General features: G+C 64.5%; 16 protein-coding genes and 1 tRNA gene. 10 read left to right on the top strand and 7 right to left on the bottom strand.

Going from position 1 to position 14,726, the window contains the following annotated elements; all coding sequences use genetic code 11:
* The first annotated feature begins 141 nt into the window (after positions 1–141).
* Together HAD_RS05680 and HAD_RS05675 are read left to right on the top strand one after the other, a co-directional pair.
* On the top strand, positions 142–1,956 hold the full coding sequence (locus HAD_RS05680; protein ID WP_035569907.1) for a gamma-glutamyltransferase family protein: 1,815 nt from the start codon (positions 142–144) through the stop codon (positions 1,954–1,956).
* A 68-nt stretch (positions 1,957–2,024) separates the two neighbouring features.
* Positions 2,025–4,193: an acylase gene (locus tag HAD_RS05675; protein WP_241765304.1), complete on the top strand. Its 2,169-nt coding sequence runs from the start codon at positions 2,025–2,027 to the stop codon at positions 4,191–4,193.
* Positions 4,194–4,272: 79 nt separating this feature from the next.
* Here HAD_RS05675 and HAD_RS05670 read toward each other — a convergent pair.
* Positions 4,273–4,349 (bottom strand) — tRNA-Arg (locus HAD_RS05670).
* A 91-nt stretch (positions 4,350–4,440) separates the two neighbouring features.
* On the opposite strand from HAD_RS05670, the gene HAD_RS17810 reads away from it, so the two are divergent.
* From HAD_RS17810 to HAD_RS05655, 3 genes are all read left to right on the top strand, one after another.
* Positions 4,441–5,229: a thermonuclease family protein gene (locus HAD_RS17810; RefSeq protein WP_051595946.1), complete on the top strand. Its 789-nt coding sequence runs from the start codon at positions 4,441–4,443 to the stop codon at positions 5,227–5,229.
* Between the two features lie 81 nt (positions 5,230–5,310).
* Positions 5,311–5,796, top strand: a complete 486-nt coding sequence (locus HAD_RS05660; protein ID WP_035569905.1) for an MmcB family DNA repair protein — start codon at positions 5,311–5,313, stop codon at positions 5,794–5,796.
* On the top strand, positions 5,793–6,254 hold the full coding sequence (locus tag HAD_RS05655; protein WP_035569904.1) for a hypothetical protein: 462 nt from the start codon (positions 5,793–5,795) through the stop codon (positions 6,252–6,254). Before HAD_RS05660 ends, HAD_RS05655 begins: the two co-directional genes overlap by 4 nt.
* Here HAD_RS05655 and HAD_RS05650 read toward each other — a convergent pair.
* From HAD_RS05650 to HAD_RS05640, 3 genes are all read right to left on the bottom strand, one after another.
* Positions 6,251–6,700: an ABA4-like family protein gene (locus tag HAD_RS05650; RefSeq protein WP_035569903.1), complete on the bottom strand. Its 450-nt coding sequence runs from the start codon at positions 6,698–6,700 to the stop codon at positions 6,251–6,253. The two genes, HAD_RS05655 and HAD_RS05650, sit on opposite strands and share 4 nt — an antisense overlap.
* 125 nt (positions 6,701–6,825) lie before the next feature.
* A complete protein-coding gene (locus HAD_RS05645) occupies positions 6,826–7,188 on the bottom strand; it encodes a hypothetical protein (RefSeq protein WP_156942170.1) in 363 nt (120 codons plus the stop codon).
* Between the two features lie 202 nt (positions 7,189–7,390).
* A complete protein-coding gene (locus tag HAD_RS05640) occupies positions 7,391–8,458 on the bottom strand; it encodes a citrate synthase/methylcitrate synthase (protein ID WP_035569900.1) in 1,068 nt (355 codons plus the stop codon).
* Positions 8,459–8,551: 93 nt separating this feature from the next.
* On the opposite strand from HAD_RS05640, the gene HAD_RS05635 reads away from it, so the two are divergent.
* Positions 8,552–9,685, top strand: coding sequence for a citrate synthase (locus HAD_RS05635; protein WP_035569899.1), 1,134 nt, complete (start codon positions 8,552–8,554; stop codon positions 9,683–9,685).
* 6 nt (positions 9,686–9,691) lie between these two features.
* Here HAD_RS05635 and tkt read toward each other — a convergent pair whose 3' ends face one another.
* Positions 9,692–11,680 carry a transketolase gene (gene tkt / locus HAD_RS05630; protein ID WP_084331934.1) on the bottom strand — a complete coding sequence of 663 codons (1,989 nt, stop codon included), beginning with the start codon at positions 11,678–11,680 and terminating at the stop codon, positions 9,692–9,694.
* An 86-nt stretch (positions 11,681–11,766) separates the two neighbouring features.
* Here tkt and HAD_RS05625 point away from each other — a divergent pair, with 86 nt between their 5' ends.
* The 4 genes from HAD_RS05625 to HAD_RS05610 all read left to right on the top strand — a co-directional run bounded on the left by HAD_RS05625 (position 11,767) and on the right by HAD_RS05610 (position 13,240).
* Positions 11,767–12,036 carry a DUF4164 family protein gene (locus HAD_RS05625; protein ID WP_051595945.1) on the top strand — a complete coding sequence of 90 codons (270 nt, stop codon included), beginning with the start codon at positions 11,767–11,769 and terminating at the stop codon, positions 12,034–12,036.
* Positions 12,037–12,039: 3 nt separating this feature from the next.
* Positions 12,040–12,348: a cell division protein ZapA gene (zapA, locus tag HAD_RS05620; protein WP_035569896.1), complete on the top strand. Its 309-nt coding sequence runs from the start codon at positions 12,040–12,042 to the stop codon at positions 12,346–12,348.
* A 94-nt stretch (positions 12,349–12,442) separates the two neighbouring features.
* Entirely contained in the window at positions 12,443–12,649 is a 207-nt protein-coding gene (locus tag HAD_RS05615) for a twin transmembrane helix small protein (protein ID WP_035569894.1), read from the top strand.
* An 18-nt stretch (positions 12,650–12,667) separates the two neighbouring features.
* Positions 12,668–13,240 (top strand): cob(I)yrinic acid a,c-diamide adenosyltransferase, encoded by a 573-nt coding sequence (locus HAD_RS05610; RefSeq protein ID WP_035569893.1) that lies wholly within the window; start codon positions 12,668–12,670, stop codon positions 13,238–13,240.
* 10 nt (positions 13,241–13,250) lie between these two features.
* On the opposite strand, the gene HAD_RS05605 is transcribed toward HAD_RS05610, so the two are convergent.
* Both HAD_RS05605 and HAD_RS05600 read right to left on the bottom strand, forming a co-directional pair.
* On the bottom strand, positions 13,251–13,745 hold the full coding sequence (locus HAD_RS05605; RefSeq protein ID WP_035569891.1) for a 2'-5' RNA ligase family protein: 495 nt from the start codon (positions 13,743–13,745) through the stop codon (positions 13,251–13,253).
* A gap of 4 nt (positions 13,746–13,749) precedes the next feature.
* Complete coding sequence (locus tag HAD_RS05600) at positions 13,750–14,709, bottom strand: MBL fold metallo-hydrolase (protein ID WP_051595944.1); 960 nt, start codon at positions 14,707–14,709, stop codon at positions 13,750–13,752.
* Between the last annotated feature and the right edge of the window lie 17 nt (positions 14,710–14,726).

Below are 14,726 nucleotides of genomic sequence, written 5' to 3'. Positions count from 1 at the left end.
TAGCGCTCACCGCTCCGGACCGCCCGCAATCGGGCAATTTGGAAGGCCGGCGGCATCTTGCGCCCTCAATGCTTGAGGTTCCCGGCGACGGGACCTGAGATCGTTCCTTCGATCCCCTCCTCCATTGATCAAGATCTCATCATGAAGCGCAGACAATTCCTCCTTACCGGACCCGCGACGGCGGCCCTGGCCCTCTCAGCCTGCACCACGGCGCCACCCCCGGCCCTCGCGGCACAGGCCGCGCCCGCTGCGCCGCCGCCGGACGATGCACCCCCACCTCTCAGCAATACGATTTATTCAGGTGACCGCCTGGCAGGCGCCCCTTTTGCGTCCCGCTCCGTGGTGTGGGGCATGAATGGTGTGGCGGCGACGTCGCATCCGCGCGCAACGCTTGTCGCGCTCGACATTCTCCGCAAGGGCGGCTCGGCGGTCGATGCGGCGATCGCGGCGAATGCCACGCTGGGCGTGGTCGAGCCGACCGCCAACGGAATTGGCGGGGATGCGTTCTGCCTCATGTGGGACCCGGCCCTCGGCAAGGTCATGGGCCTGAACGGGTCCGGCCATTCCCCGGCCGCCCTGTCGCTTGAGACGCTGCGGGCAAGGTCGCCAAAAGGCCGCGTCCCCTTCCATGGCGCCCCCGCAGTCACCGTGCCGGGCGCGGTCGACGCCTGGTGGACGATGCACCAGCGCTACGGCAAGCTGCCCTGGAAAGACCTGATGGAGCCGGCCGCCGGCATCGCCGAGGAAGGCATGCCCATCGCGCTGATGATCGCCGCGCGCATGAAAAGCGACATGGCCTACTTCCTGCGCCCGGATTCCGGAATCGAGGAAGTCGAAAACGTAAAGAGCATCTATTACACGCGCGGACGCACACCCGAGGAGGGTGAAATCGTCCGGAACCCGGATCTGGCCCGCACGCTGCGCATGATCGGCGAAGGCGGCCGGGATGCCTATTATGACGGCCCGATCGCTGACACGATCGAAGCCTATTTCAAACGCATTGGCGGCTGGATGACACGGGCCGACCTTGCCGCCCAGCACGCCAAATGGGTCGAGCCGAACCATGTCGATTACCGCGCCGGTGTGACGGTCTATGGCATGCCGCCGAACAGCCAGGGGCCGACCACGCTCCAGATGCTCTCCATCCTGAAGAATTTCGACATGCGCGAAGCCGGCCTGATGACGGCCCAGTCGATCCACTACCAGGCAGAAGCCAAACGCCTCGCCTTCGAAGACCGCGCCCGCTGGTTCGCCGATCCGGAATTTGCGGACATCCCGATCGATATGCTGCTTTCGGATTCCTATGGGCAGCAGCGGGCATCGCTGATCCGGCCTGACCGCCCGATGGCGCGCGCCTTCCCGGGCGATGCCCCGCATCAGGGCGGCACGACCTATCTGACGGTCAGCGATTCCAGCGGCATGATGGTCAGCCTCATCCAGTCCAACTATGCCGGCATGGGCTCCGGCCTGATGGCGGACGGGCTGGGCTTCAGCTTCCAGAACCGCGGCGCGGGTTTCAGCCTGCAGGACGGCTCGCCGAACCTTTATGCGCCGCGCAAGCGCCCCTTCCACACAATCATTCCCGGCTTTGCCACCAAGGACGGTGCACCGTGGCTGGCCTTCGGCGTCATGGGCGGCGGGATGCAGCCGCAGGGGCAGACGCAGATCATCCTCAACATGGTGGATTATGACCTGGACCTGCAGGCCGCAGGCGACTGCCCGCGCTGGCGTCATGATGGCTCATCACAGCCAACCGGTGTCTACACGCCGGGGCTTGGCACCCTGAAGCTGGAAACCGGCGTACCGGAGACCACGAAAGCGCTGCTGGCCAGGATGGGCTGGACCGTCGGCGGCACAGATGGCGGCTTCGGCGGCTATCAGGCCACCATGTTCACAGGCGAAAGCTACGGCGCTGCCAGCGAAATGCGCAAGGACGGCCTCGCCCTTGGCTACTAGCGCAATTACAGTCCGGCCGGATTACCGGTTGGCTGGCTCGCCTATTTGAGAATGACGAGGAATTTGGAATGAAGATCAGACACCTGATGACGGGAATGATCGCTGCGACCAGCGGGATCATCCTGACGGCATGCGCAGGCGCCGGGCCGACCCCTGAGGCAGCCGCGCCTGTTGCGGTGGTGGCAGAGCTCACACCGGAAGCGCCCGCGCCCAAGGGAGAAATCTTGTGGGACACCTACGGCGTCCCCCACATTTACGGATCCGATGCCGAAACGGTGTTCTATGGGTATGGCTATGCGCAGGCAAACAGCCACGCCAACACGATCTTCCGCCTCTATGGCGAAGCCCGGGGCAAAGGCGCTGAATACTGGGGCGCGGCCTATGAGGATACGACCAGATGGCTGATCATGAACGGCGTGCCGGCGCGGGCAAAGGTCTGGTATGATGCTCAGACCCCGGATTTCCGGGCCAATCTCGATGCCTTTGCCGCCGGCATGAATGCCTATGCCGAGGAACACCCGGAAGCGATTGATGATGACGTGAAGAGGGTGCTGCCCGTCACCGGCGTCGATGTCGTGGCGCATGCCCACCGCCTGATGAATTTCGTCTATGTCGCCTCCCCCAACCGCACGATTGGTGAAGGCGATCCGCCCGAGCTTGAGAAGCAGGGATCGAACACATGGGCGGTGGCGCCCTCGAAAACGGCAAGCGGGCACAGCATGCTGTTGCAGAACCCGCACCTGCCCTGGAGCATGCCGTTCTTCATCTATTATGAAGCCCACCTCGTCGGGCCGGACTTCGAAGTCTATGGCGCAACGCAGGTCGGGCTTCCCGTGATCCGCTTTGCCTTCAACCAGCAGATGGGTATTTCCAACACCGTGAATGGCATGGTCGGGGCCACGACCTACGAACTGACCCTGAAGGACAATGGCTATCTCTTTGATGGCGAAGTGCTTCCCTTCGATGTCGAGGAAACAAGCTACAAGCGCCTCCAGGAGGACGGGACATATCTGGATGTGCCGGTGACGATCCGCTCTACGGTTCATGGCCCGGTCTTCGAACGGCCGGATGGCAAGACGGTTGCGCTTCGCGTCGCCGGCCTCGATCGCCCCGGCATGCTGCAGCAATATTTCGATATGGTGACGTCGGACAGTTATGACGAATTCCACGATGCCATCTCCCGGCTCCAGGTGCCGACATTCAACATCTCCTATGCCGACCGTGATGGGCATATCGAGTACATCTTCAATGGCATCGCGCCGAAGCGCCCGTCGGGAGATATCGCCTTCTGGCGCGGACTGGTGCCGGGCGATACGTCTGAATACCTCTGGACCGAGATCCATGACTTCGACGATTTGCCGCGCGTGACAGATCCTGAGTCCGGATTCATTCAGAACTCGAACGATCCGCCATGGGAAGCGACGCTTCCGGTGCCGTACAAACCGGACGACTATCCGGCCTATTTCGCGCCGCGCACGCCCCTGTCGATGCGGGCGCAGAACTCCCTGAAGATGATGACCGGTTCAAACGACATCACCTTCGAGAAATTTGTCGAGCTGAAACTGTCGGCGCAGGCGCTGATGGCAGACCGTGTCCTTCCGGACCTTCTGGCCGCCGCCTCCGGCGACGACGACCCGGACATGCAAAAGGCTGTCGAAATCCTGACCGCCTGGGACAGGACGTTCTCTTCCGATAACCGGGCCGGTGTCCTGTTCGAAGAATGGGCAAAACTGTTCGCCGGGCCGCGCATGACCGGTCAGGATGGTTTCGCCATTCCGTGGAGTGCGGAGAACCCGATCTCCACGCCTTCCGGCCTGAAAGACCCGGAAGTGGCTGTCGCGCTGCTCCGCGAGGCGATCGTCTCGACCCGGGAAAAATTTGGCGTCATCGATCCGGTCTATGGCGAGGTCTCCCGCTTCATTCTGGAAGACGTGAACGTCCCGGGGCACAGCGGCTACGGGAACCTTGGCTCGTTCGATGTCATCACCTGGTCGGAACCAAATGAGGACGGTGTCCGCACGCCGCTCCATGGTGAAACCTGGGTGGCAATGGTCGAGTTCTCAACGCCGATCAAAGCCTATGGCCGCATGAGCTACGGCAACGCCCGCCAGCCTGGCACGACGCACTACAGCGACCAGCTGAAACTGCTGTCGGACAAGGAGTTCCGCGAACTCTGGCTGCAACGTGACCAGATCGAGGACCATCTCGAACGGCGCACGCCTATCACCCCGAACTGACCCTTCGCAGATCGAGAAAACACATGAAACCGCACTGCTAGTCAGCACGGCCGTGATCCTTGGCGGATGTCGATAAGGATGGCGATCCCGGCGCGATTCGAACGCGCGACCTACAGATTAGGAATCTGTTGCTCTATCCTGCTGAGCTACGGGACCGTCGGGAGCGATCTATAAGGCAATTGGCCGGAGGGTTGAACCCGGTTTGATGGCTGGCGGCAGCCGGCGGGCATGCTAGGACGTTCCGGGTATGCAACGGCTTCTCCTCCTCTGCTTCTGGCTCGTCTGGCTGGGCCTGCTGGCCGCCTGCGCAAAGCCGCATCCCCTCGACGCGCTGCAGCCGGGGGAACATGGCCGCGTGGTGCGCATCATTGATGGCGACGCGCTCGTGCTGGACACCGGCCAGAGCGTGCGCCTCACCGGCATCGAGGCCCCTGCCCGGCCATACAAGGAGCGGGCGGGCGACCCTTTCCAGCAGGAGGCCCGGCGCATGCTGGAAGACATGGCGCTCGGCCGGGAGGTTCAGCTTTTCTATGCCGGGCTGACGCGCGACCGGTACGACCGCGCCCTCGCCCAGGTCCGCACCACCGATGCGCTGGGGCCGGACCTGTGGCTCAATGCCGAAATGCTCCGCCGCGGCGGCGCGCGGATGCGCATCTATCCGGACACCGCCGGCGGCAGCGAGTCTTTCCCCGCGCTGGAAGCCGAAGCCCGGGACGACCGGCGCGGCCTCTGGGCGAAGCAGGCTTACCGTGTGGCCGATGCGGCCGCGCTGCCGGAAAGCTTCGACCGGTTCCAGTTGGTGCGCGGCACGATCACCGGCATGGCGGGCGTAGACGAATATGGCACTAGCTGCGCGCTCAGCCTGCGCGGCAGTCCGCTGCAGCTCGACATCGCCAACGCCGCCGCCGCGTATTGCCAGCTGCCGGAAGGCACGCTGGTGCTGGCGCGTGGCTATGTGAAGGACCGGCATATGGAGGTGAGCCACGGGCTGAACCTTCAAACCCTGCCGCCTGCCCTGCCCCCGCCGCCAGCCTGAAAGCGGCCTGATGGCCGCCCGCTTGACCGCGCCGCCGGAGCGGGACTAGGTTGGCCGGAACAATACCGGAACACTCGATTCATGACCAAGCCCGCCGATCCGGCCGAAGACCTTGCCCGCGCGGCCGCGATTGCCCGCGGAACGCTGCGCCTGCTGGCGGATCTGGGGCTGTGCGGCATCCAGGAAATGACTCTCGCCAACAATCGCCGGGCCGACATTGCCGCCATTGGGCCCGGCGGTGAAATCTGGATGGTGGAGATCAAGTCCGGCGTGCCGGATTTCCGCTCCGACTCCAAATGGCCGGAATATATTCCCTTCTGCGACCGGTTCTGGTTCGCCGTCGATCATGACTTTCCGCAGGATCTGATCCCTGAAGAGGCCGGCCTGATCGTCGCCGATGCCTTCGGAGCTGCGGTCATCCGGGAGGCGCCGGCGGAGAAGCTCTCCCCTGCCCGTCGCAAGGCAGTCATCCTGCGCCTGGCTCGTCTGGCTGCGATGCGGCTTTCTGCAGCGGCGGATGCAGGCTGGACGGCGAGCGAAGCAGCGCTTACTTCCAGCGGCCTATGAGCCATGCTTATCCCCTCGGGAAATCCCTCGACGCCGCCTTGTCCAAGGTGGCCCCGGCTGCGCGCACCCTGGCCGAAGCCGAAGCGCTTGCCGAAACGCTGGATGGCGAGCTGAAGGTCGTCGAACTGGCGACCGACTGGCTGACCGTTTCCACCGAAGCCGCAGACGCCATGTTCGCGCCCTCCGATGCGCTCGCCCATGGCCACCTCCAGCGCTATGAGGACGACAAGGGCCGGCCCGTGGTCGCGGTCACCTGGTGGAAACTGGCCGCGCCGGGCGAGGCAGCGGAAAAGCCCGCCAAACCTGCCCCGAAGGCCGAACCGCCCGCCAGCCAGGCGGGCGATCACACCGACGATCTCTACTTCCGCCGCGGCCGCACCAAGCCGTCGCGCCGGCGCTATGTCGACCCGCGCCAGCTGGACCTGTTCCGCCAGGCCAGGACGGACGACGAGGCCTAGGCTTCGACGAGGCCCCAGCGCCCCTTGCCGCTGATGGCCCGCAGGATCAGGTAGAGCAACAGGCCGACCGGTCCGAACATCAGGGTGAAAAACAGGCTGGGCACCACCATCCAGTGCGGCACGCCCCGGCGCCGGGCATCGCGCGACTCCCATGCCCCGACGAACAAGTCGAAGACGAGATAATGCGACCAGCCGACAAGGATGCCGAGCGGATGGGAGAACAGCTGGGAGACGCCCGCGGCCGAATTGAAACTGCCGCCATCGGCGCCCATGCCAAAGAACATGCTCATGGACAGGGTGACGATATAGAAAATGCCGAGTGCCAGCGGATAGACGCCTGAATGCACAATCAGGCGCGTCACGTTTGATCCCGGCGCCAGCGCGAGCAGCAGCCAGGCCGGCAGCACGCTGAGATTGATGATCGTGTAGACCGTTTCATAGGTCATGCTTTCCTCCCGTTTCCGGGAACCCTGCCTCCTCCCCGGCCCGGCCGCAAGGTTTCGCGCAGCACGTTTGCCCGGCGCGGCGATTGCCGTCCGGTGAAAGATGCTGAATTGGGAGCAGCGCCCGGCTAGGGCGGACCCCGGACGTGCTGAACCGGATCATGCCGGACCATGTCATGATCATGCATGACCATACCGGACTTCACCGGATCATGACGGACTTGCGTCTCAGACACGCAAACGGGCACATCGCTGCCAAGGGCCGGATGCTCCCATGCCGCGAGGCGCGGCGCTTCATATGTATAGAGATCATCGGGCGGCGGGGCATCGGCTACGAAGACCAGCCGGATATTGCCAAAACAATCGACCGCCATAAGAGCCTCCCGTCCGGTGCGCGTGTGCCAGCGGGCAACGCGTACGAGGTTCCACACCAGCCACGGCCAGAACAGCGGCCAGACATGGGTAAAGTAGCGTTGGAGGTCAGGATGCATGGGCGGAAGGATGGGCCCGCGCCCTATCAGACGAATTGAGATCGCCCGCCCCGTGTCATCCCGGAGAGCCCGCAGGGCTTATCCGGGCCCCGGTCCCGCAGCCGCCACACGGCATCTGGCGCCTGGTCATTTGCGCCGCAAATTCCGGGATGAATGGTGGAAGGTGTGGGAAAGGCGGCAGCCTCTCCCACACCCTGCACACTCAGGCCATTTCAGGCACCGGGCCGGTATAGACCGAGCGGGGACGCACAAGGCGGCCTTCACCGATCTGTTCGCGAGCATGGGCTGTCCAGCCGAGGATGCGGCCGCAGGCGAAGGTAGCGGTGAAGGCTTCGCGCGGAATGGCGAGCGCTTCCAGCAAGAGCGCGGTGGAAAACTCCACATTCGTCTCCAGCGTCCGGTTCGGGTATTTCTTCGCCAGCCGTCCGAGGACGGTCTTTTCGATATGGTCGGCAAAGGAAATCCGGCCCGACGTGCCCGGCAGGCGCGCGACCGCTGCCTTCAGTGCATCGGCGCGCGGATCGCGCACGCGGTAAACCCGGTGGCCGAAGCCCATGAGACGCTCACCCCGGGAGAGCGCGGCATCAATCCAGCTTTCGGCGTTCTCTGGAATGCCGATCTCATCCAGCATGTCGAGCACCGGTCCTGGCGCGCCGCCGTGCAGCGGCCCTTTCAGGGCCGAGATGCCGCCCATTGCCGCCGAGACAAGGCCCGCCCGTGTCGAGGCAACGACACGCGCGGCAAAGGTGGACGCGTTGAGGCCATGATCGCACACGGTGACGAGATAGGCGTCCAGCGCGCGGGCCTCCGCCTCCCCCGGCACTTTGCCGGTGATCATTTTCAGGAAGTCTGCCGACTGGGACAGATCCGCATCCGGCGCAATCGGGGCCTGTCCGCGTTCGCGGCGCACAGCCGCCGCGGTGAAGACCGGCCCGGCGGCAGCCAGACGGATCGCGGAATCGAGGCTTTCATCATCTTCCAGCAGCGACCAGCCGGTGCGCAGGAAGCGGATGATATCGAGCCCGTCCGGGATTTGTCCGACAAGATCGAACGCCTCCACCCGCGCCGCGCCGAGGCGAGCACCCAGCGCCTGCGCATCCGGCAAGTCATCGAAGAAGCCCTGCCACAGCAGGTGCGCTGCATCCTCATAGGCCATTGAGGCGGCAAGCAGCTGCACTGGCCAGCCGCGAATGACCAGGCGGCCATTCTGGCCGTCCACGTCCGACAGCACGGTTTCAGCAGCAACGACATTTTCCAATCCGGAATCCATGGGAGATCTCCTTCAATAAATCTGGGCAACAAATCTGGGCTTCATGTCGCGCCGGGGCTGGCGTTCGTCAATCTTGATCAATATAATCAACATATGAGCTGGATTGGACGAGACGACGCACTCGAAGCGCTGGGCGTGAAGCCGCAGACGCTCTACGCCTATGTGAGCCGGGGGCTGATTGCCTCCCGGCCGGATGAAAACGACCCGCGCGCGAGTGTCTATTCCGCTGCAGATATTACAGGACTGGTCAAACGCCGCCGCAGTGGCCGGGGCCGGCAGGCGATCGCCAGCGCCGCCATTTCCTGGGGCGACCCGGTGATGGAAACCGCGATCACAACGGTGCGCGACGGCAAGCTGATCTATCGCGGCAGGGATGCCGTGCGCGTCGCAGCAGACGCCACGCTGGAAGAAGCGGCAGCACTTTTATGGCAGGTGAAGACCCCCTTTCCGAGCCGGTCCGCCGCCGGAGACATCGCGCCGGAGGAGACCGGCAAGGCGCGGCTGCTCGCCTATCTCGCTACCCGGGCGGCGCATGACCCGCCGGCCTTCGGACGCGGCGAGACCGCCCTGTCGGACGATGGCGCACAATTGCTGGCAGGCGTGTGCTCGGCCGTGACGGGCACCGGCGGACGCGGTTTCTATCACCAGCGGCTGGGGCGTCACTGGGGCCTCTCCCCCGGCGGGACGGACCTGTTGCGCCGGGCGCTGGTGCTGGTGGCGGACCATGAGCTGAACCCGTCGACCTTTGCCGCGCGGGTGGCCGCCTCCACCGGGGCGCCGCTGGCAGCCTCGGCGCTGGCAGGCTGTGCCACGCTGACCGGCCCGCTGCATGGCGAGGCCTCCGCCCGGGCGCTCGCCTATCTCAAGCAGGCAATGGAAGATGGCCCGAAGGCAGCGCTGTCAGGCCTGGCCGCACGGGGCGAACATATTCCGGCGGTCGGCCACGCGCTTTATCCGGCAGGCGACCCAAGGGCCGCCGCGCTGATCCGGTGGATGAAACCTGCCGCGCCCCTGAAGCGCGCCATCAAGGCCGCGGAAGCCGCCAGCGGCGAAGCGGCGAATGTCGACATGGCGCTCGCGGCGCTGTCGGTGCATCTCTCCCTGCCGGAGGATGCGCCCTTCCTGATCTTTGCCAGCGGGCGCATGGCCGGCTGGATCGCGCATGCGATCGAGCAGCAGGCAAGCGGCCGGCTCATTCGTCCGAGGGCGAATTATACCGGCCGCTGACGCTGTTTAAGCGATGCGCTTCTTCACTTCGGCGGCGACCGCCTGAACGGTGATGCCGAACTTCTTGTAGAGATCGGTGTACGGGGCCGAGGCGCCGAAGCTGCTCATGCCGACAAAGCCGCCATCTTCACCGATCCAGCGGTCCCAGCCGAAACGGACGCCCGCCTCGACGGCCACGCGCGGCGCGCTGCCGAGAACGGATTTGCGGTAATTGCCGTGCTGCTGCTCGAACAGCTCAAGGCATGGGCACGACACGACGCGCGCGGCGATGCCGTCTTCGGCCAGCATCTCCTGCGCGGCCAGCGCGATCTCGACTTCAGAACCGGTGGCCAGGATGGTGGCCTGCGCCTTGCCCTTGCAGTCGGACAGCACATAGGCGCCCTTGGCGGAGAGGTTGTCATCCGTATGCGTCGTCCGCGCCGGGGCAACGCCCTGACGGGTCAGCGCCATGACGGATGGGCCGGTCTCGTTGGCGATGGCCAGTTCCCAGCACTCGGCGGTTTCCACACCGTCTGCCGGGCGGAAGACCAGCATGTTCGGCATGGCGCGCAGGCTGGCGACATGTTCCACCGGCTGGTGGGTCGGGCCGTCTTCGCCAAGGCCGATGGAATCGTGCGTCATGACATGCACAACGCGCGTGCCCATCAGGGCGCCGAGGCGGATGGCCCCGCGCGAATAGTCTGCGAAGACGAGGAACGTACCGGAATAAGGCAGGATGCCGCCATGCAGCGCCATGCCGTTCATCGCAGCGGCCATGCCATGCTCGCGCACGCCATAATGGACATAGCGGCCGGCCCAGTTCTTCGGCGTGATCGGATCGGTATGGCTGGTCTTGGTGTTGTTGGAGCCGGTCAGGTCGGCCGAGCCGCCGATCATTTCCGGCACCAGATGCGTCAGCACTTCAAGGGCCGCACCGCTCCACTGGCGGGTGGCTTTCTTCTCACCGCCCGCGACGACGGCCTTCTTGTGCTTGATGATCGCCTTGGCGATGTTCTTCGGCAGGCGCCCGGTCATGGCGGCGTTGAACTCGCCCTTGTGCTCGGATCCGGCGAGACGCTTGTTCCAGGCCTCGTGCTCCTTCTTCGAGCGCTCCCCGGCTTTCGCCCAGGCTTTCTCGATGGCGGCAGGCACTTCGAAAGGCGGATATTTCCAGCCGATATTCTCGCGGATGCCAGCAATTTCCTCGGCGCCATACGGGCCGCCATGGGCCTTGCCGGTGCCGGCGATCTTGGGCGCGCCATAGCCGATGATCGTCTTCACGGCGAGCATGACCGGCTTCTTCTGCTTCTTCGCCCAAGTCAGCGCGGCCTCGACAGATTTCTCGTCATGGCCGTCCACTTTCTTCGTGATCCAGCCGGAGGCTTCGAAGCGGGCGCACTGGTCTGTGTTGTCGGACAGGTCCGTGCCACCGTCGATGGTGACGGAGTTGTCATCGAACAGGACAATCAGCTTGTTCAGCTTCAGATGCCCGGCCAGCGTGATCGCTTCCTGGCTGATGCCTTCCATCAGGCAGCCATCGCCAGCGATGACATAAGTATGGTGATCGACCAGGTCGTCACCGAAGCGGGCGTTCAGGTGACGCTCTGCCATCGCCATGCCGACCGCCGTGGCGATGCCCTGCCCCAGCGGGCCGGTGGTCGTCTCCACGCCCGGCGTGACGAAGTTTTCCGGGTGGCCCGGCGTCTTCGCGCCCAGCTGGCGGAAGTTGCGGATATCGTCGCGCGAGACGGACTTGTAGCCCGTCAGGTGCAGCAACGAATAGATCAGCATCGAGCCGTGGCCCGCCGACAGGACGAACCGGTCGCGGTCTGCCCAATTGGGGTCAGCCGGGTCAAATTTCAGGAATTTGCGGAACAGCACAGTGGCTGCATCCGCCATGCCCAGCGGCAGGCCGACATGGCCCGATTTCGCGGCTTCCACCGCATCCATGGATAGGGCACGCACGGCATTTGCCATGTCCCGGTTGGTTACAGCCATTCTGCTGATCTCCCTCAGTCGCTCCGGAAGTGTGCTAGGCCAGACTCCCGCAGCTACGTCAAGCCGCTTGGCGTAGCTGCGTATTGAGTTTAAGCCTTGGAAACATGAGCGACATCGACCGCGAATCACGCCGCCTCGATGCGGCCATCCGGCGCCTGGAGGGGGCCGTCGACGGATTGCTGGCCCGTGCAGGCGATCCCGACGTGGTCGCCGCAGAGATGGCCGCCCTCGTCTCCGACCGGGAAAGACTGGCCGAGGAACTCGACGCATCCCTTGCCCGGGAGACCGAATTGCAGGCCTTGGCAGACGAAGCGAGCGCTGCCCTCGGGGCCGCGATCGAAGAAGTCCGCGCCGCGCTCGGCAAGGAGGCCTGAGGCATGGCCAAGGCCGATATCATCCTGCGCGGCCGGAACTATTCCATCGCCTGTGCCCCCGGGCAGGAAGCGCGGATTGTCGCGCTTTCACAGCAGCTGGACGCTCGGGTGAAACATATTGCCAGCGCCGTGGGCGATATCGGGGAAGACCGCCTGTTGCTGATCACCGCGCTGGCCCTGCTCGACGAGCTGGATTCCGCCCGGCGCACAGATGGCACCTCCCCTGCCGCCGAACAGAAGGCCGCCGACGCCATGGCGGCCGTCTCCGACCGGATCGAGGCCCTGGCCGCAAGGCTGGAATCGGGCGGCTGACCGCACGCAGGCGGGGCGCGACGCTTTCGCGCCTGTCGCCACCCGGTCGCCAGTCTATGCTAGAAGCGTTACAAGGCCGGAAAGGCGACACCTGATGCAAATGCTCATTACCATTCTCTTCTACGGCGCACTGGCAGCCCTGCTGGTCGTGCTCGGCCTCGGCATCGCCAATCTGGCACGGACCGACGAGAACCAGCCAAGCCGCTCCAACAAGCTGATGCGGATGCGTATTTTCATCCAGGCCATCGTGATCGCCCTCCTGGTGGTGATCGGCTTCATGGCCGGGGCCATTCATTTCTGACTTTCCAGAGGAGACCCCATGGTCAAACTCGACAAAATCTACACCCGCACCGGCGACAAGGGGCAAACCCGCCTCTCGACCGGCGAACAGGTCGACAAGTGGCACCCGCGGGTCGCCTCCTATGGCAGTGTCGACGAGGTGAACTCGGCGCTCGGTGTGGCCGCCCTGCATGCCGATGACGAAATGCTGACGGCCATCCGCCGTATACAGAACGATCTGTTCGACCTCGGCGCGGACCTCGCAACGCCGGACCGGGGCCGCGTTCTGGAATGGACGCCGCTGCGGATCGTGGAGTCGCAGGTGAAGCGGCTGGAGGAAGAGATCGACGCGATGAATGCGCGCATTCCCCCGCTGGACAGTTTCATCCTGCCGGGCGGCACGCCGCTGGCCGCGCAACTGCATGTCGCACGCACCCTTTGCCGCACGGCGGAGCGGAAGATCGCGGAACTCTCCGGCATGGAGAACGAGCCCGTGAGCCCGGAAGCCCTTGCCTTCATCAACCGCCTGTCGGACTGGCTGTTTGTCGCGGCCCGCGCCGCCAACAGCAATGGCGCGGATGACATCAAATGGGTGCCGGGCGCGAACCGCTAGGTGCCTGCGGTTAGATCTCGAAGGTCTCCGCCACCGTGCAGGCCATCACATCCGCATAGGTTTCAATCGGCAGCGTAATATTCACCGCAATCAGTCTGTCGAAGCGTACGGGTTTGCTCAGCAAATCCTGTACATCGCGCCGGGCCGCACTGCCCTCGGGCGGCGCGCCATAACAAAGGCTGATATGCGGATCGAAGGCCCTGCCCTGACGAAACCCCTGTACTGTCTCCAGCTGGCGCCGTGCAGCAAGCAGCGTATCTGACGCCTCGAACTGCACAAAAAGTGATTTGGTGAAGACATCCGTTTCACCAATGCCCACCGGCTCAAGGACGAGCCCTTTCAATGCGGCAACGACCTCACTGAGATCAGATGCGGCTCGTTCCAAAGTCCCGAGTGTCAGATGCGCCTGATAGGCGGGCGCGCCTTGTGCCAGGGCCAAAGCCTTGATGACGGCGCGATAGCGGGCGGCATCTTCCGCACATGGTGTGCACCAGTACGTCACCATGGCGTCAGGCCCGCATTGCATCCCGCGTTTCGGCCATCAGCGCGAAGAGCTCCATCACCGGCGTCACCTGCCCGTCGCCGCGATATTCGCGGTAGAGGCTGTCGACATTGACGGCGATGCGCTCTGCATCGCCCCAATTGGCATAATCGCCCAGCGCGATATCGAGCGCCGCCTCACGCACGCCAAGGCCGGCATCATAACGCTTGCGCGCCTCGGCATCGATATAGGCGAGATAGTCGGCGACGCGTTGCACACCGGCCTTGTCCGTGACCGGACCATGCCCGGGCACGATGACGTCGGCGTCCATGCCGATGATCTTTTCGCAGGCATTGATCCAGTTCCTGACCGGCCCGGCCCACATCAGGGGCGTGCCGTCGATGAAGAGGATGTCGCCGGTGAACACCGCCCGGTCTTCCGGGACATGGACAATGACGTCACCGCCTGTGTGCGCGGGGCCAACTTCGATCAGCTCCACGACCTTGTCACCGATGGTCAGGTCCATCTGGCCGGTGAATGTCTGGGTTGGCAGGCGTTCTTCCACCGCGTCGAAATCGAACGGTCCGAAAATGTCGGCGAAATAGGTTCCGGCCGGGCCGAGCTGGCCTCCCATCTTCTTGAACTGGGCGAGCATGGCGGGTGGCACTTCGGCCATTTCCTTCGCGCTGGCCTCGGATGCGATGATTTCCGCATGCGGACAACAGCCATTGCCGTGGCAATGATCCCCGTTGGCATGCGTGTTGACGATGGTGCCGATCTCTTCGGCGCCGACGCCGGAGGCGTCCGCCATCGCGCTCAGCATGTCGCGTGTCAGGTGGGCGTCGAACAAGGTGTCGACCAGTAGCGACTGGTCCCCGTCCACGATCAGGCCGGCATTTGACCAGCCCCAGCCGCCATCCGGCTGCAGCCAGGCATAGAGCCCGTTGCCGATGTCCTTCAGCCCTTTGGTGTATTCCCAGCGTGGCATGAATGTCTCCCTGTTTT

This window comes from Hyphomonas adhaerens MHS-3, assembly GCF_000685235.1.
GTDB classification, from domain to species: domain Bacteria; phylum Pseudomonadota; class Alphaproteobacteria; order Caulobacterales; family Hyphomonadaceae; genus Hyphomonas; species Hyphomonas adhaerens.
This window is presented reverse-complemented; position numbering and strand designations above follow the sequence as displayed.

Excerpts from the sequence above, each read along its gene's own strand:
- HAD_RS05645 (WP_156942170.1), bottom strand. The coding sequence starts at position 7,188 with ATGCATCCTGACCTCCAACGCTACTTTACCCATGTCTGGCCGCTGTTC.
- HAD_RS05605 (WP_035569891.1), bottom strand. The coding sequence starts at position 13,745 with ATGGTGACGTACTGGTGCACACCATGTGCGGAAGATGCCGCCCGCTAT.
- HAD_RS05625 (WP_051595945.1), top strand. The coding sequence starts at position 11,767 with ATGAGCGACATCGACCGCGAATCACGCCGCCTCGATGCGGCCATCCGG.
- HAD_RS05600 (WP_051595944.1), bottom strand. The coding sequence starts at position 14,709 with ATGCCACGCTGGGAATACACCAAAGGGCTGAAGGACATCGGCAACGGG.
- HAD_RS05660 (WP_035569905.1), top strand. The coding sequence starts at position 5,311 with ATGACCAAGCCCGCCGATCCGGCCGAAGACCTTGCCCGCGCGGCCGCG.
- HAD_RS05650 (WP_035569903.1), bottom strand. The coding sequence starts at position 6,700 with ATGACCTATGAAACGGTCTACACGATCATCAATCTCAGCGTGCTGCCG.
- HAD_RS05640 (WP_035569900.1), bottom strand. The coding sequence starts at position 8,458 with ATGGATTCCGGATTGGAAAATGTCGTTGCTGCTGAAACCGTGCTGTCG.
- HAD_RS05675 (WP_241765304.1), top strand. The coding sequence starts at position 2,025 with ATGAAGATCAGACACCTGATGACGGGAATGATCGCTGCGACCAGCGGG.
- HAD_RS17810 (WP_051595946.1), top strand. The coding sequence starts at position 4,441 with ATGCAACGGCTTCTCCTCCTCTGCTTCTGGCTCGTCTGGCTGGGCCTG.
- HAD_RS05635 (WP_035569899.1), top strand. The coding sequence starts at position 8,552 with ATGAGCTGGATTGGACGAGACGACGCACTCGAAGCGCTGGGCGTGAAG.
- HAD_RS05680 (WP_035569907.1), top strand. The coding sequence starts at position 142 with ATGAAGCGCAGACAATTCCTCCTTACCGGACCCGCGACGGCGGCCCTG.
- HAD_RS05610 (WP_035569893.1), top strand. The coding sequence starts at position 12,668 with ATGGTCAAACTCGACAAAATCTACACCCGCACCGGCGACAAGGGGCAA.
- zapA (WP_035569896.1), top strand. The coding sequence starts at position 12,040 with ATGGCCAAGGCCGATATCATCCTGCGCGGCCGGAACTATTCCATCGCC.
- HAD_RS05615 (WP_035569894.1), top strand. The coding sequence starts at position 12,443 with ATGCAAATGCTCATTACCATTCTCTTCTACGGCGCACTGGCAGCCCTG.
- HAD_RS05655 (WP_035569904.1), top strand. The coding sequence starts at position 5,793 with ATGAGCCATGCTTATCCCCTCGGGAAATCCCTCGACGCCGCCTTGTCC.